General features: G+C 40.1%; 12 protein-coding genes. 3 read left to right on the forward strand and 9 right to left on the reverse strand.

What is annotated here, in order from left to right; translation table 11 throughout:
- Positions 1 to 112: 112 nt before the first annotated feature.
- Positions 113 to 637 (reverse strand): DNA starvation/stationary phase protection protein Dps, encoded by a 525-nt coding sequence (gene dps / locus MTN97_RS11315; protein WP_036981392.1) that lies wholly within the window; start codon positions 635 to 637, stop codon positions 113 to 115.
- A 348-nt stretch (positions 638 to 985) separates the two neighbouring features.
- Between dps and corA the strand changes: the two genes are divergently transcribed.
- On the forward strand, positions 986 to 1,942 hold the full coding sequence (gene corA, locus MTN97_RS11320) for a magnesium/cobalt transporter CorA (protein ID WP_248474422.1): 957 nt from the start codon (positions 986 to 988) through the stop codon (positions 1,940 to 1,942).
- Between the two features lie 33 nt (positions 1,943 to 1,975).
- Here the strand turns inward: corA and MTN97_RS11325 are convergent, their stop codons facing one another.
- The 3 genes from MTN97_RS11325 to MTN97_RS11335 all read right to left on the reverse strand — a co-directional run bounded on the left by MTN97_RS11325 (position 1,976) and on the right by MTN97_RS11335 (position 3,865).
- Positions 1,976 to 2,338, reverse strand: coding sequence for a DUF2237 family protein (locus MTN97_RS11325; protein ID WP_016900500.1), 363 nt, complete (start codon positions 2,336 to 2,338; stop codon positions 1,976 to 1,978).
- Between the two features lie 155 nt (positions 2,339 to 2,493).
- Entirely contained in the window at positions 2,494 to 2,913 is a 420-nt protein-coding gene (locus MTN97_RS11330) for an HPP family protein (RefSeq protein WP_036981396.1), read from the reverse strand.
- 172 nt (positions 2,914 to 3,085) lie between these two features.
- Positions 3,086 to 3,865 (reverse strand): DUF2189 domain-containing protein, encoded by a 780-nt coding sequence (locus MTN97_RS11335; RefSeq protein WP_069440124.1) that lies wholly within the window; start codon positions 3,863 to 3,865, stop codon positions 3,086 to 3,088.
- Positions 3,866 to 4,098: 233 nt separating this feature from the next.
- Between MTN97_RS11335 and MTN97_RS11340 the strand changes: the two genes are divergently transcribed.
- The gene (locus MTN97_RS11340) at positions 4,099 to 5,979 is read left to right on the forward strand and encodes an MFS transporter (protein WP_248474423.1); all 1,881 of its coding nucleotides are present in this window, start codon (positions 4,099 to 4,101) and stop codon (positions 5,977 to 5,979) included.
- Between the two features lie 61 nt (positions 5,980 to 6,040).
- Here MTN97_RS11340 and katG read toward each other — a convergent pair whose 3' ends face one another.
- The 3 genes from katG to MTN97_RS11355 form a co-directional block, all read right to left on the reverse strand.
- Positions 6,041 to 8,308, reverse strand: a complete 2,268-nt coding sequence (gene katG, locus MTN97_RS11345; RefSeq protein ID WP_248474424.1) for a catalase/peroxidase HPI — start codon at positions 8,306 to 8,308, stop codon at positions 6,041 to 6,043.
- 315 nt (positions 8,309 to 8,623) lie between these two features.
- The gene (locus MTN97_RS11350; RefSeq protein WP_069440127.1) at positions 8,624 to 9,964 is read right to left on the reverse strand and encodes an L-cystine transporter; all 1,341 of its coding nucleotides are present in this window, start codon (positions 9,962 to 9,964) and stop codon (positions 8,624 to 8,626) included.
- A gap of 537 nt (positions 9,965 to 10,501) precedes the next feature.
- Complete coding sequence (locus MTN97_RS11355) at positions 10,502 to 11,644, reverse strand: alkene reductase (RefSeq protein WP_190276261.1); 1,143 nt, start codon at positions 11,642 to 11,644, stop codon at positions 10,502 to 10,504.
- Positions 11,645 to 11,754: 110 nt separating this feature from the next.
- Here MTN97_RS11355 and MTN97_RS11360 point away from each other — a divergent pair, with 110 nt between their 5' ends.
- Positions 11,755 to 12,639 (forward strand): LysR family transcriptional regulator, encoded by an 885-nt coding sequence (locus MTN97_RS11360; protein ID WP_033102881.1) that lies wholly within the window; start codon positions 11,755 to 11,757, stop codon positions 12,637 to 12,639.
- A 3-nt stretch (positions 12,640 to 12,642) separates the two neighbouring features.
- On the opposite strand, the gene MTN97_RS11365 is transcribed toward MTN97_RS11360, so the two are convergent.
- Both MTN97_RS11365 and MTN97_RS11370 read right to left on the reverse strand, forming a co-directional pair.
- The gene (locus MTN97_RS11365) at positions 12,643 to 13,911 is read right to left on the reverse strand and encodes a mechanosensitive ion channel family protein (protein WP_182739522.1); all 1,269 of its coding nucleotides are present in this window, start codon (positions 13,909 to 13,911) and stop codon (positions 12,643 to 12,645) included.
- Positions 13,912 to 14,030: 119 nt separating this feature from the next.
- A complete protein-coding gene (locus tag MTN97_RS11370) occupies positions 14,031 to 15,920 on the reverse strand; it encodes a propionyl-CoA synthetase (RefSeq protein ID WP_248474425.1) in 1,890 nt (629 codons plus the stop codon).
- Positions 15,921 to 15,986 lie beyond the last annotated feature (66 nt).

The following is a 15,986-nucleotide window of genomic DNA, read 5'->3' on the forward strand; positions in this document are numbered from 1 at the left end:
TAGATGCGCTAAATAGGGGGGGGCTAGTGTATTAATAAGAGGAATGTAGTTTAAAAACAAAAAAGCCCAGCAAGTTACTGGGCTTTGTAAGTAAAAATGACTGCTTTAAAAATTAGCTATTCAATTGACCAGTTGATGATTCTATGTGGGCGCGAACAAACCACTGATATTGCTCAAGCTCTGCAAGTTGCGCAATGATCATATCTTCAGATACCGGATCAAGCTCAGCAAGTGATTCTATGGCTTTACGGTGATCACTGTTAACGCCGTTATATACTTTGTCTAATGCGGCTAAGTGTTCAGTTACTAAGCCTTTACCTATGGCGTAATCTTCCCATGTACGACGCTCAACAATCGATTTTGGTGTGCCAACTGGGACGCCGCCTAAAGTGGCAATACGTTCTGCTATGGTGTCAGTCATTTCACGGACGGTTTCTACTTGTGGGTCTAGCATTTCATGTACGCCAATAAAGTTTGGACCTACTACATTCCAATGAATATGTTTTAAAGTTAGCTGTAAATCAATTAGCGCTACCATGCGATTTTCTAGTACAGATATTGCTTTATTTGCTGATTCGTTTTTTACACCGGGAGCGGTAAATTCAGCGACTTTATTTGCATTATTACTGTTACTCATGATTCCTCCTACTATTTCAAAAATAGTGCTCGCTTTACTCTAGTGAGTATTTAAATTGCGATAACGAACACCTCTTGTATTTATCGAAGCAATGGGCATGCCGATTAAACTTTTTACTTAACTAATTGAAATGTATTGATTTAATTTTTATTTAATAAAGTTTTAAGGAGTGTTTAGCTTAACGGATATGAAAAATATGCACTTTTTTGTAAATTCTGCAAAACAGCAATACTTTAAAGTGTTATCGAATAGCGTGCCCTTTATAGTGGTTATAATGAAGGTATTATCATTGTTGATTAATGTCCTGTTACATATACTCAACCCAAAGATTCATTAAAGGAGAAGTGTATGTTGAGGTTTTTTTCCATCGAGCAAGGAGTGATCAAAGAGTTAGCGCCTTTACCTGGTACCCCTGTTGAAGTATCCATAAAGAATGCACATTGGATTGATACTATTAATCCAACACCGCAGGAGCAAAATGCGCTTGCAAAAACGCTCAATATAACTTTTCCAGATTCGGTAGATGTAGAAGAGATTGAAACGTCGTCTAGGTGCTTTATCGATAATGAAGGTTTACATGTGCATGCATTGTTTATGTCACCTAATGAAGGGCGATTTAATACTGTAACGGTAGCTTGTTTGTTGCAAAACAATTGCTTACTTACTATTCGTGATGAGGAATTGGCTGATTTTAGACTACTGCGCTTAAGAGCGCGCAAAGGTCAGGTGGCATGCGATACAGCAAAACAATTATTAATTACTTTATTTGATCAAAAAGTTGAAAACCACGCGGATATGCTCGAAGACATGCATCATCAATTAGAGAAGCTTAGCGCATATGTACTTGAAGAAGATAACTCAGACTTAGAAGAGGCGGTTGGTCGCATAGCTCGCTTAGAAGATGCTAATGGTAAGGTGCGTTTATGTTTAATGGATACGCGACGCAATATTTCGTTTTTAATACGCCGTATAGGCGCGCAAAATGACGAGCGCGAATCTCTTCGAGAAATTGTACTCGATATAGAAACTTTAATGTCGCACTGTACCTTTTTGTTCGACAAGGTGAACTTTTTGATGGATTCAACACAAGGCTTTATTAATATTGAACAAAATCAAATTATTAAAACCTTTTCTATTGCCTCAGTGGTTTTCTTACCGCCTACAGTAGTGGCTAGTGTGTATGGTATGAATTTTAATATAATGCCTGAGCTACAATGGGAATGGGGTTATCCATTTGCAATTGGCATTATGTTGCTGTCGGGCTTTGCCCCTTATTTATTTTTTAAACATAAAGGGTGGTTATAATACTTTAATATTGCAAGCTGAGCGCTCAAATCATTACCCGGTATATTGATGTGCTTTTAATACTTCAAGGGGAATAATATCTAGCGCTTTTTGGTTTGTTGCTTCAAGTACAACAGGAGGAGCAACATTAGCAGCAATGGCATGATACCAACGAATCGCGCATAAGCACCACTTATCGCCAGCTTTTAAGCCCGCAAAATCATACAAAGGATTAGGGCTAATTAAATCGTTACCTTGCGCCTTAGAAAACTGCAAAAATTCGTCGGTCATAATGGCGCATACACTGTGATTGCCAAAGTCTGAATCTGGTACATAGCAAAATCCCTCACGGGTATAGCCACCGTTGCCACAGCAAAGTTGTAAGCGAGTTCCTAGTACATTTAATTGATTAGCCATATGAAAACTTACCTTGTAATAACCATTAAAAGCAGGGTGTTTACCATAACAGGCTGTTAGTGACTTAGCTATCTATGCTGTTAATTTTTATATCTGTTAAGTGAGTAAAAACTGTATTTGGCAAAGCTAAATACAGTTTCATTAAAGAAGAGTATTTACGAGAGCAGTGCTGCAGCTAAACGTACAAAATCAGAAGACGTTAAAATACCTACTAGCTGGCCTTGCTCGCTAACAACGGGCATGCAACCGTGGCGATTATCTACAAAAAACTTAACCACATCTGATAGCGGCTGCTCTGGGGTTACACTTATAAAATCACTCACCATAATATCTTCTACTTTTGTGAGTTTTTCTTTGCGTTGTAATGCATTAGCACCAAATGTTGCCATGATACCCATGACTTTGGCGACCATTATTTTTTGTGTGAGCATACCGACAAATGCGCCGTCTTCGTCAATAACAGGAATATGGCGAACGTTTTTTTCTTTCATTAAATTATGTGCGTCATGCAAAGTGCTTTTTACGTTCACTGAAAATGGGTTCGGTGTCATTAAGTCTTTAACGTTTTGACTCATGTTTATTCCTTTATATTATCTGTAGTGTATCAGCTTATATTAGCGCTATTTTTAAGCTTTGCACCTTATTGAGATCAAGGTTTTTACGGATTTTATAAACTGAGGGAGAAGAGGCAACACTTAATTAAATGCCAAAAAGCATTTAATTAAGTGATAAAACTACAGGTAAATGTTATTCATAACCACGTGGTGTTTTTGTTTTAATAACAGCAATGTATCCATGCCAACTAGCGTAACTAAGTAGTGGCATAATAATAATAAATCCAGCGGCACCTGCAGCAAAGCCAAGCGCTACCAGTACAAATATACAAATTGACCACACTACCATGGCTGCAAAGTTTTCTTTAACTGCGTGGATTGAAGAAACGACTGCGGTCATAATATCAACGCGTCTTTCCATCATAATTTGCGGCGTAAATGCAGAAATTGAAAACACACTGACCAGCAAAATCCCACCGATAATGCTGCCTATAGTTAAAAACGCAGAAAGTTCTTCAAAGGTGGGGTTTACATGGCTTGGGTACAATGCATGTACAATTGCAGCTAGGCGCATCCAAATAATCATAATTACCATAAGTAATACCGCAAAACCCCATTCACCTACAGGGTTACGAAACATTGATTTTAATGAATGGCTTAATGTAGGTTTATGGCCTTTCTCTAGTTCCCAGGCTACATCGTATAAGCCAACGGCGAATACCGGACCGATCAAAGCAAAAGCAACGGTTGCAGGTAAAATAGCTAAGTGGCTGTCGGTAAGTACAATAGAGTAAACAATCGCTACCGGAATAAGCGTGAAGATTAAACCGTAAATTAAACTCAACATGGGCGCGCGCGCCATATCTTTAAACGCTAACGAAAGCCAATGAAAAGCGGCAAATGTATTTACTTTGTTGCACTCTAAACAACGTGCGAATTTAGTGTCTTTGTCTATTGTGTTTGTAGTTGGCATAAAGATGCTCCTTTTTTAGTCACCTTTTAGGTTTAGAACATAGATGTTTTATTTACAACTCATAAACAACTTATACGATTGATTTAGTCGCATTGTTCATTAGTTAGTCATTTTTGTTGGGTTAGCTATTTTGTTTATTTAAATATATGTTTGAGCACGTACTTAAAAAGTGGGTTCGTATTTCTTTTCCATAGTGCTAATCTAAGTTCTGAAGCTAATTTTAAGAGACCGTAATGAAGGAAAATAAACAACAATTTCAAGGAGCTTTACTGGGTAGTAAACGGTTTTTACCTCTGTTTGTGACGCAGTTTTTCTCAGCTTTAAATGACAATGTTTATAAGCAATCAATCCTACTTATTTTAATTTTTCAAGCTGCTACGGTAGCTGATGGTGCCTTTTATTCTAATCTGGCTGCGGGATTATTTATTTTACCGTTTTTTCTATTTTCAGGCATGGCTGGGCAAATTGCAGAAAAGTTGGAAAAATCAAAACTAATCAGCATCGTAAAGTTTTGCGAAATTCCAATAATGCTGGTGGGCGTGGTATCTATTTTAACCGAGCAGGTTTGGTTAATGTTAGGTACTGTGTTTTTAATGGGTTTACAAAGCACTTTTTTTGGGCCATTAAAATACTCAATTTTACCGCAGCATGTCGCTCCTCATGAATTAACCAAAGCTAATGGGTTAGTTGAATCTGGCACCTTTGTGGCTATTTTATTAGGCACCGTATTTGGCACTTATTATATAACCCAAGCTGCAGGCCCTGTTTATATCAGTATCGCGATAGTGAGCCTGGCGGTTATTGGTTATTTGAGTAGTCGTTTTATACCAAAAAGTGCTGCGAATGATGCTAATTTAAAGGTATCGCTTAACCCTATTTCCTCGACCAAAAGTGTATTTAATGCGCTTAACGCACAAACCGAGTCAGTGGGTAAATCAGTATTGGGGATCAGCTGGTTTTGGCTTATTGGTGCGGTGATACTAACGGCGCTCCCTAACTACGTAAAACATGTAATGGGAGGCGATGAGTTGGTGGTGACGGCTGCTTTAGTGGTGTTTTCGTTGAGTATTGCATTAGGATCTTTATTGTGTGAAAAGCTATCGCGCTCACGTATTGAGTTGGGTATTGTGCCTTTTGGTGCACTGTTAATTACCTTATTTTTATATTTATTAAGTCAAGAACCTGGCATTGAATCTTATCGTTTAGTTAATGAGTTGCAGCTTACTCTTGAGCAAGTAATTAATACTGGCGATATGCTCTGGCATTTTGTTTGGATGGCAGGAATTGGTATTGCCGCAGGGTTTTATACGGTACCTTTGTATGCACTCATTCAGCAGCGTACTCACCCCGATAGCCGTTCACGAGTAATTGCAGCTAACAATGTATTAAACGCATTGTTTATGGTTGGCAGCGCCGTTTTAAGTATTTTTACTTTAACGCTATTACACTGGGATATTTCACAATTATTGTTGTTATTAGCAGGACTTAATTTACTCATATCGCTGTACATATACACCAAAGTACCGGAGTTTTTCTTACGTTTTATCATCTATATTTTAGCGATTTGTATGTATCGTGTGCGCACTAAAGGCGAGCTCAATATTCCCGATGAAGGAGCTGCGGTGGTGGTAAGCAATCATGTTAGCTTTGTTGATTGGATGTTTATTTTAGCGGCGTCACCTAGGCCAATTCGATTTGTTGTATTTGCACCTATTTATTATTCACCGGCACTTAATTGGTTGTTTAAAATGGCCAAAGCTATCCCAATTGATAGTCAAAAATCAAATCCTAAGGCGTTTAATAAAGCTTTTGATGACATTGCGCAAGCACTGGAACGTGGTGAGCTGGTGGGTATTTTTCCTGAAGGAAAGCTCAGCGGTGATGGCGAAGTTGATGTGTTTCGCCGTGGTATTGAAAAAATAATTCAGCGCACGCCTGTGCCTGTTATCCCAGTTCATTTAGATGGATTATGGGGCAGTATGTTTAGTCGAAAAACTAAATGGCGACTACCTAGACCCAAATGGTCGTTGGTAAGCGTAGCGATTGGTGAGCCGGTTGCGTCTGAAAATGTGATTGCCGATGACTTACGTGATCGAGTACTTGCTTTAAAGTAGCTTAGTAATAAAAAAGCGCTGCAATTAATTGCAGCGCTGTGGTTGTGTTACTTAATGGTTATTAACGGTCTAAATTCATTACTTTAGTCCATGCTTTAACAAAGTCTTCTACAAACTTTTGTTTTGATGTATCAAAGGCATATACTTCGGCAACTGCACGCAATTCTGAATTTGAACCAAAAATCAGATCAACCGAAGTAGCAGTGTATTTTTGCTCACCTGATTGACGGTCAAAGCCTTGGTAAATGCCAGCATCAGACGATTTTTTCCATACCGTCGACATATCTAATAAATTAACAAAGAAATCGTTATTTAGAGTGCCAGGCTTGTCAGTAAATACGCCGTAATCAGTGCCTTTGTAGTTTGCATCAAGCGAACGTAAGCCACCGATTAATACAGTCATTTCTGGCACGGTTAGGTCAAGCTGATCGGCTTTATCTATTAGCATTTCAGTTGGCGATTTATAGCTTTTCTCTGCATCAAAGTAGTTTCTAAAACCATCGGCTGGCAGCTCTAATAAGTTAAATGCATTAACGTCAGTTTGCGCTTGCGTAGCATCGCCACGGCCAGCATTAAACGGCACGTTTACTGAGTAGCCTGCATCTTTGGCTGCTTTTTCAATCGCTGTATTACCACCAAGCACAATTAAATCAGCAAGCGATACATGGCTTTTGCTAAATAAGCTGTCGTTAAAGTCAGCTTGAATTGCTTTTAATACTTTGAGTACTTTTGCGGTTTCGGCCGGATTATTTACCGCCCAATCCTTTTGTGGAGCAAGCGCAATACGTGCACCGTTGGCTCCGCCGCGCATATCTGAATCACGGTAACTGGCAGCCGATGCCCATGCAACACGTACTAACTCAGGTACACTTAGGTTCGAGTCTAAAATAGCGGTTTTAAGCTCTTTTACTGCACTAGCATCAATGTTTGATTGAGTCTCTGCTGAAATAGGATCTTGCCAAATTAAGTCTTCTTTTGGTACTTCTTTACCTAAAAAGTTACGTGGTGGCCCCATATCTCGGTGAGTCAATTTGTACCATGCTTTAGCAAAGGCCAGTTGATACTCTTTAGGGTCGTTTAAAAAGCGTTCAGCAATTTTGCGGTATTCAGGATCAAATTTTAACGCTAAGTCGGCAGTGGTCATTACCGGTGGGTTAAATTTACCTTTGATGTGCGCATCAGGTACTGACTTATGTAATGATTCATCTGTTGGGATCCACTGAATAGCGCCTGCAGGGCTGCGAGTTTGTTTCCACTCAAAGTTAAGCAGGTTGCTCAAGTACAGTGATGACCAGCGAGTAGGAGCTTGTGTCCATGCGCCTTCTAAACCACTTGATACGGTATCTTCAGAGTGGCCTTTACCACATTTGTTTTTCCAGCCTAACCCTTGTTCTTCAATGCCTGCTGCTGCGGGCTCTGCACCTACACAGTCTTTAGGTTTGTGCGCACCATGCATTTTACCAAAGGTATGACCACCGGCGATAAGTGCTAGGGTTTCTTCATCGTTCATGGCCATGCGAGAAAACGCAACACGAATATTTTTAGCTGAACCAATAGGATCAGGTACTCCTTTAGGCCCTTCTGGGTTTACATAAATTAAACCCATGTGAGTTGCACCTAATGGGCGTTCTAATTTGCCGCTAGCATCTTCACGGTCGCTGGCAAGCATTTCTACTTCAGGACCCCAGTAAACCATGTCTGGTTCCCAATCGTCAGTACGACCACCAGCAAAACCATAGGTTTCAAATCCCATGTTTTCTAGAGCAACGTTACCTGCTAATACGATTAAGTCTGACCATGAAAGTGCTTCTCCGTATTTTTGTTTAATTGGCCAAAGTAAACGGCGTGCTTTATCTAGGCTTACGTTGTCTGGCCAGCTGTTAAGCGGTTCAAAACGTTGTTGACCACCGCCTGCGCCACCACGGCCATCAAGCGTACGGTAGGTGCCTGCGCTGTGCCAGGTCATACGAATAAAAAATGGGCCATAGTTACCAAAATCCGCTGGCCACCAGTCTTGAGATTGCGTAAGTAGGGCGTCAATATCACTTTTTACTATGTCTAAATCTAGACTGTTAAATGCCTCTGCATAATTAAAGTCTGCACCATAAGGGTTTGAGCGTAGATCATGATCGCGAAGAGGAGATAGGTTTAGTTGATCTGGCCACCAAAATTGGTTTGTTCTGGTTGCGCCCATTTTAGCCTCACCCATGCCAACAGCACCTTGTGGCTTAGACATTTGTGGTTTTTCTTGGCTAAAAGCAGAGCCAGACATAAGTGCCATACTTATAAATCCAACAAGTGCTTTTTTAGTAAATGATCGATTTTTCATTGTCAGCTTCCTTAAAGTTAACGAATTTCGTTATATACAAAGCGTATTACTATTATTAAAAATAGAATCTAATAATTTAAAAATTAGTGAGCTTTTACTCCATTCAAGTTGTTGTTTACCAAGCTTGAATGACTAAGCAGTGCGAATAGTATAGTAGAGGGGCTAAAAACCGTGTGCGAAATAAACTGATTGATACAATCTATAAAAATGATTTATTAAAGTTAAATGATTAAATAAATAAATCACTAAAGAGCTTTGAAAGTGGCAGACATAAAAAAGCCCAGCGCAGGCTGGGCTATTAGATTAAAATCTGTGTTATTGATTTTTCATTAATTTACTGGTGATCACGCCTGAGGTCATAGAGCCTGATACGTTGAGCGCAGTGCGTGCCATATCTATTAAGGGTTCAATAGAAATAAGTAAAGCCACTACCTCTATAGGTAGTCCCATGGTCGGTAATACAACCAACGCTGCGAAGGTAGCACCACCACCAACACCTGCAATACCAAACGAGCTAATAACGACAATACCAATTAACGGTAAAATAAACTCAAATGTAAGTGGGTCTATCCCCACACTTGGCGCAACCATCATTGCGAGCATCGCAGGATAAATACCAGCACAGCCGTTTTGACCAATAGTGGCACCAAAAGAAGCCGATAAGTTTGCAATTGCTGGTGGTACTTTTAACTGGTTAATTTGCACGTCAACATTCATAGGAATCGATGCCGCTGAGCTACGTGAGCTAAATGCAAAGGTCAGTACTGGCCAGATTTTTTCAAAATAATGCTTTGGATTTACACCCACAAAGCTAAGCAATAAGCCATGCACAACAAACATCAATAAAATAGCCACGTAAGAAGCCACAATAAAGGCGAGTAAATTTAAAATATCGTTACTACTAGAGTTTGCCACAACACTTGCCATTAAGCCCGCAACACCATAAGGAGTGAGTGCAATTACCATGCGAACTAAGCTCATTACTGTCGCTTGTAGGGCGTTTACACCGTTACGAATTGGGCTAGCAAGTTCTGTTTTTTCCAGCATTACTTTACGTGCAGCTATACCAACAAGGACACCAAATATAACCGTGGCAATAATAGAGGTTGAACGTTGATTACTTAAATCCGCAAAGGGATTTTCAGGAATAAAGCTCAATAACATTTGCGGCACACTTAAGTCGGCTACATTCGCAGCTTTGCTTTGTAGTGTGTCCATTCTAGCGGCTTCACGAGTACCCGAAACAAGCCCATCAATACTGAGGTCAAATCCATACGTTACCGCAATACCAATTAACGCTGCAATTGCTGTGGTAAAGAGTAAAACAGAGATACTAATAAAGGAGATTTTCCCCAGTGAGCCTTGGTTTTCGAGTTTTACCACAGCAGCAATCATAAAAATTAATACCAATGGCATAATGATCATTTTTAATAAACCGACATAGCCTTTACCCACCACGCTTACCCAGCTGAGTATTTCTTTAATGGTTTCTGGAGAGTGGGCAAATAAAAACTGTAGGGCTAAGCCAAAGGTGCTACCAAGCACTAAGCCAAATAAAACGGTACGAGATAAAGAGCTGCTTTTTTGCGAAAAAAGATAAATCGCGAACAGCAAACCGACAAATAATGCCAACATTAATAATACAGCAAGCGACATAGTACCCTCTTTTATAGCTGTGAATTAGCGCGGCACTTTAACGCTTTGTAAGACGTTAACAAAATACGCTTTCGCTATGGTATAGAATTAAAATGAATATAGTAATAATATTAAAGTATAACGAATGAGCACATTGTTGAAAAAATTAACCCATATGATTGTATTTTCTTTAATTTATGGCGTTTACTAGATGAAAGTAAGATCTTAACTACAAATAAAAATAATCCACACACGGCTAAAAGACTCAAAGAAGTTGATTTAACTTCTGCTAACTTTAACAACCCATGCTCCAAAGACCGATGCCTAAAAAAATAAAAGCTTATTGTATTGATATATAAAAATATCACTACTTTAATACTTGTTAATTATTTAAAAACAATACTTTAAAACTAATTTTAATGGTTTTTATCGACATTTTTTAACCAAATGTATGACATTTTAGTAAATGTAAAAATAGTGAGCAGATTAAATTTAACAAGCAGGGAGACGATGTAAAAAGCGTTTAAACATTGAATAAGGCCATCCATGGCCTATTAATTAATCGTTTTTGTAGTAAGGGTAGTCACTGTAACCTTGCTCAGTCCCGCCATACATAGTGGCTGTATCGGCTTCATTTAATGGCCATTGATTTTTTATGCGCGCTGGTAAATCAGGGTTTGCGATAAAAGGGCGACCAAAAGCAAATAAATCACCGTAGCCTTTAGCTAACATCGCCACCGCTTTTTCAACAGTGTACTTACCAGCGTAAATAATACGCCCAGAAAATTCAGCTCTGGCTGCTTGATAAAATTGCTCTGGTAAATCAGGGGCATTGTCCCAATCAGCTTCTGCAATTGAAAGGTAGGCAATACCAGCTTGCTCAAGTATTTTAATTGCTTCAATATAGGTATGATGCGGGTTTGATTCTACTAATCCTAAATAAACACGGGTTTCATCAGTACTGCTAAATAAGGGCGCAAATCTAACCCCTAAGCGCTCAGGGCCTACTACGTCACTTACTGCCGCGACAATTTCTTTTAAAAAGCGCAGGCGATTAGTAAGAGAGCCGCCGTATTCATCATCTCGTTTATTGGTGTGCTCAGAAATAAACTGATTTACTAAATACCCATTAGCACAATGCAGTTCTACGCCATCAAACCCCGCTTCTAGCGCATTACGGGCAGCTTGTGCATACATGCCAACAAGCTCTTTTACTTCATCGGTTGTTAAAGCTTGTGGTTCACTTGGGTTGGCTAAAGCGCCTTGAGCTGGTCCTGTTTCAATAAAGACTTTAACGCTATCAGCTGTTAGAGCTGAGGGGGCAATAGGTTTGGCTTCATTAGGCTGTAAGCTAGTATGTGAAACGCGGCCAACGTGCCAAAGCTGGGCAAAAATAATTCCACCTTCTGCATGTACTGCATCAGTTACTTTTTTCCAACCAGCTATTTGTTGATTAGAATGAATGCCCGGTGTCCAGGCATACCCTTGTCCTCTTGGTTCAATTTGAGTGCCTTCGGTAACCATAAAACCAGCACTAGCACGCTGTGCATAATATGTGGCCATCACCTCGTTGGGGATATTGCCAGGAACTGTGCTGCGTGAGCGTGTAAGTGGCGGCATTACAATACGGTTTTTAAGCGTGTATGGGCCTAAATTGATTGATGAAAATAGACTGTCGATATTTTTACTTGGTTGACTCATTTTAATACCTTTTAAATTAATAATGCTGTTTAGCGCCAATTACAATGCTGGTGATCATAGGGATTAAAAGGTACAATTTGAAACAATGCTTTTTTGTTTAAGATACAATTATGAATGGTATATCTCGGCTTGATATAAAACAATTACGAATATTGAGTGCATTACTTAAACTAAAAAATGTGTCGGATGTGGCGCGAAAAATGGGCTTAACCCAGCAGGCTATTAGCGAGCAGCTGCGAAAATTGCGTGACTTATTTGACGATCGGCTTTTTATTCGCCAAGGCAATACAATGGTTGCAACACCTAAGGCTATCGCACTAGAGAAGCCCATTAATCAAATATTAACTCAGGTAGAAGCGTTATTAATACCTAAACAATTTACCCCAAGTAGTTACAAGGGCGTATTTACAATAAGTGCGACTGATTACGCTATAGCAGCTCTTTTGCCACAATTATTAGAAATAACAAGACGCGAAGCGCCAGGATTAAAGCTGATTATTCGTGACTTTGCCTCTGATAATGTTAATCAATTAATAAGTGCAGGAGAGCTGGATTTATTAATTAGTTTTCCTGAATTTATCCCAACAAACTTAATCTATGACACATTATTTGAAGAACAACATATTTGTATTGCGGGCAAAGACACGGTGTTTTCTTCATCGACGTTGAGCCTTGCTGAAGTGGCGGCACACCCTCAATTAGTGGTTTCAGCGTCACGTGCTAACTTAAGAGGCTCTCACGACCAGTGGTTTGCTGATAAGGGCTATGCGCGCAATATAGTTATGTCAGTGCCTGGCTTTTCATTTGTCCCCGATTTGCTTTGCAGTACTGACCTAATTGCTTTTTACCCATCGCGTTTACTGCCAAACGCCAAAGTGAAACAGCTTGAAGTTGAATTATTACCACCGCCATTTAAGGTGATTGCAGCGTGGCATCCACGTTCAAATAACAGCGATATTCACCAGTGGTTAATAGCGCAATTAAAACGGATTTAGTGACTATTTAATTAGTTGACGAATATCGTTCCCTGTTGGTGCCTCATGGGCACGCAACGAAAAGGCGGGTAATATCGCTAATATATGGTCAAATATATCTGACTGAATATTTTCATACTCACCCCAATTAGTTGTATTGGTAAATGCATAAATTTCAATGGGTAAGCCATTTTTAGTTGGCTCTAGCTGCCTTACCATCAGTGTCATTCCCTGATGAATATGTGGGTGATGTTTTAATAACGCGACTAAATAATGACGAAATGTGCCAACATTAGTGAGCCGACGACCATTTAACGTACAGCTCATATCTATTTTTTTCGTGGTATTTTGCTCGTTAATAGCCGGTAGGGTAATTTCGAGGTAGTGACTTAATAAATCTGCTTTTTTCAGCGCGGTGATCTCTTGCTCATCTAAAAAGCGCACACTGCTCATTTCTATATGGATACTCCGTTTTATGCGCCGTCCACCGGATTCTGACATACCGCGCCAATTTTTAAATGAGTCAGAAATTAGCGCATAGGTTGGGATAGTGGTAATGGTTTTATCCCAATTTCTTACTTTAACTGTGGTCAAGGCTATATCAATCACATCGCCATCTGCGCCGTATTTGGGCATTTCTAACCAATCACCAACCGCAAGCATATTGTTTGCTGAAAGCTGAATACCGGCAACCAGCCCTAAAATAGCGTCTTTAAACACCAGTAGCAGTACAGCCGATAGCGCACCTAAACCACTGAGTAATATTAACGGGGATTTATTCATTAATAATGAAATCGCTAAAATACCGGTTAATACGCTGGCGATCAGTTTAATTGTTTGTAAAAAACCACGTAATGGAAAGTGAGCTGCAATGGGTTGCCTGTCAGATATTGCTTGAAAAATATTAAGCAAAGAGAACAGCGAGAGCAGTGCAAATAAAATGATCCACTGATCAGTAAACATCTCAATGATATGTAAAAAAGCCGTTCCTTCTGGAACCCAGAGCCTAGCTTGTATAACAACCACAGCACCTTGTAAAACAAAGGAAATATTACGTGTTAATTTAAGCGCTAAGTCGGCAGGCGTGTGGGTATCGGTTTGAACAACTTTATCACTAAAGCGGCCTTTAAGTAGTCGTTTTGAAACTGACCTTAAGATGAGGTGCAATATGAGCGCAAATAAGCCAACCCAGCACAGTACTAATATGTTGTACCATAAATGCGCACTCCCAGGAAAATAAAGACTAAACCATTGCAGTAAAAATTCTCGCAGCTGCGATCGTATTTCAGTCATTTATATTCCCAAGAGATTTATTTGCGTGAGTTTCATCTATTTAATGAGATCTAGTTAAGCAGATGGGGCGAGAAAAGTCTATTTAAGCCGCGCTTAAATAGACGTTTTAAAAATAATATTTATATTTTATTTTCAGCAAGTTGCAGAGTTAACTCCTCAAAAATACTCGGATCGTCAATGGTTGATGGAATTTGTAGTTCTTCACCATCAATAAGTTGACGTAAGTTTTTGCGTAAAATTTTACCTGAGCGTGTTTTTGGTAAGCGCTCTACACACATAATATTTTTAAGACACGCAATAGCGCCGATTTGATTACGCACGGTTTGTACCAATTGCTGCTCTACTTCTTTATGCGATCCATGAAAATCATTTTTTAATACCACCATGGCCATGGGGTTTTGACCCTTGAGCGCATCATTAACACCAAATACGGCACATTCAGCAACCGCGGGATGAGCGGCTACAATTTCTTCCATTTCACCGGTTGATAAACGATGCCCCGCAACATTAATCACATCATCGATGCGGCCCATAATAAATAGGTAGCCATCATCATCAATATATCCGCCGTCGCCAGAGAGATAATAGCCTTCATATTCACTTAAATAACCGGCTTTAAAGCGTTCGGTATTTTGCCAAATAGTGGGTAAACATCCTGGCGGTAAAGGCAGTTTAATAACGACTGCACCTTGTTCATTGGGGGCGCATTCGTCACCATTCATATCTAAAATACGTACGTCAAACCCAGGAGTCGCAACCGTTGAACTGCCTGCTTTTGTAGGTAGGTGCTCAATGCCGACAGGATTACAGGCTATCGCCCAACCAGTTTCTGTTTGCCACCAATGATCAAGCACAGGTAGGCCTGTTTTTTCTTTGAGCCAATCGTAGGTGGGAGGATCTAAGCGCTCGCCTGCTAAAAACAAGCGTTTCAGACTTGAAGTATCGTATTGTTTAAACCCATCGGCATTGGGATCTTCTTTTTTTATCGCTCTAAAGGCTGTCGGTGCGCTAAATAAAGCCGTTACTTTATACTGTTCAACCACTCGCCAAAATGCACTGGCATCTGGGGTTCTAACCGGTTTACCTTCAAATAAAATAGTGGCGCAGCGGTATATAAGTGGGGCATACACTATGTACGAATGACCTACAACCCAACCAATATCTGAAGCGGCCCAAAACACGTCACCAGGTTTCATTCCGTATACGGTTTCCATGCTGTAATGCATGGCCACGGCATGGCCGCCATTTTCACGAACAACCCCCTTGGGAGTACCCGTTGTGCCTGACGTGTATAAAATATAAAGCGGGTGATCGCCACTTACCGGAACAGGATCAACGCCAGTAGCTGTTTGCATTGCAACAGCCCAGTCAATATCACGCTCAGGCATAAGTGGTGCAGTTACTTGTTCACGCTGATAAATAATACAATGTTCTACTTTATACGAGGCTGATTCGAGGGCGTTATCAAGTAACTCTTTGTATTCAATTACGGTATTCACTTCTACACCGCAAGAAGCACTGAGTACTAACTTAGGCTTGGCGTCATCAATTCTTACGGCAAGCTCATGTGCTGCAAACCCGCCAAAAACGACCGAATGAATAGCGCCGATGCGGGCGCAGGCTAACATGCCAATTACAGCCTCGGGGATCATGGGCATATAAATAACCACGCGGTCGCCTTTTGTTACGCCTAAAGACTGCATTACTCCTGCGAATTTAGCGACTTCTTGTTGTAGTTCAAAGTAACTGTAGCTGCGCGCGGTATTGGTTACGGGTGAGTCATAAATTAACGCTGTTTCATCACCATGGCCGGCAATAACATGCTGATCTACGGCTAAAAAGCAGCTATTAAGTTGGCCATCGGCATACCAGTGATATAAACCGTTTTCATCTTGTGTGTAAGCTGTTTCGGGAGCCTGGTACCAAGGGAGGCGTTTACTTTGCGATAACCAAAACGCTGCCGGGTTTTGTTTAAACTCGTTGTAATGTTGTTTGTATTCACCTGACATAAAGGCTCCTGAGCAAAATTTAATATAACTTTATTTAAAACTAAGCGCTTTTTATCAGGAGTGATA

Source organism: Pseudoalteromonas sp. 2CM36K (assembly GCF_023161865.1).
GTDB classification, from domain to species: domain Bacteria; phylum Pseudomonadota; class Gammaproteobacteria; order Enterobacterales; family Alteromonadaceae; genus Pseudoalteromonas; species Pseudoalteromonas tetraodonis.